Here is a 542-nt window from a genome sequence, read left to right as displayed (position 1 = left end):
CTGAGGTTGAAAGGTTGGGGTGACAGCGGGCGTTGGCGGTGCTACATCCTCGTCATGAGGTATGCGGATGGCGGCGGGTTGACCGCTGCGGGGCGGGCGAAGCGTGAGGCGGTGCGTTTCGAGGCCGGGGAGATGTTCGAGCAGGGGGTGCGGCCGCCGGAGGCGGCGCGCAGGTTACGGGTGTCACGGAAGTCGGCGTACTCCTGGCACGCCGCCTGGTGCCAGGGCGGCAGCGCGGCTCTGGTCTCCAAGGGGGCCGGCGGCTTCCCGTGCCGACTGGGCGATGTCCAGGCGGAGCGGCTGCAGGCCGAGCTGGAGGCCGGCCCTGCGGCGCACGGCTGGTTGGAGGACCAGCGGTGGACCCTGGCGAGGGTCGCGGAGCTGATCCACCGCCTGTTCGGCTACCGGTACACCCCGCGCGGGGTGTCGTATCTGCTGCACCGGCTGGGCTGGTCACCGCAGGTCCCTGTACACCGGGCCGTCGAGCGGGACGAGCAGGCCGTTGAGTCGTGGCGGACGGAGCAGTGGTCACGGGTAAGAGG

General features: G+C 71.4%; 1 protein-coding gene. It reads left to right on the top strand.

Going from position 1 to position 542, the window contains the following annotated elements; all coding sequences use genetic code 11:
* Window positions 1–54: 54 nt before the first annotated feature.
* Window positions 55–542, top strand: a 488-nt coding sequence (locus ACTT8P_RS38440) for a winged helix-turn-helix domain-containing protein (RefSeq protein ID WP_442836428.1), incomplete at its 3' end; no start/stop codon positions are given.

This window comes from Streptomyces sp. JW3 (assembly GCF_052216785.1).
Lineage (GTDB): Bacteria > Actinomycetota > Actinomycetes > Streptomycetales > Streptomycetaceae > Streptomyces.
The sequence above is the reverse complement of the archived record's forward strand: the minus strand, read 5'-3'. Positions and strand labels throughout refer to the sequence as shown.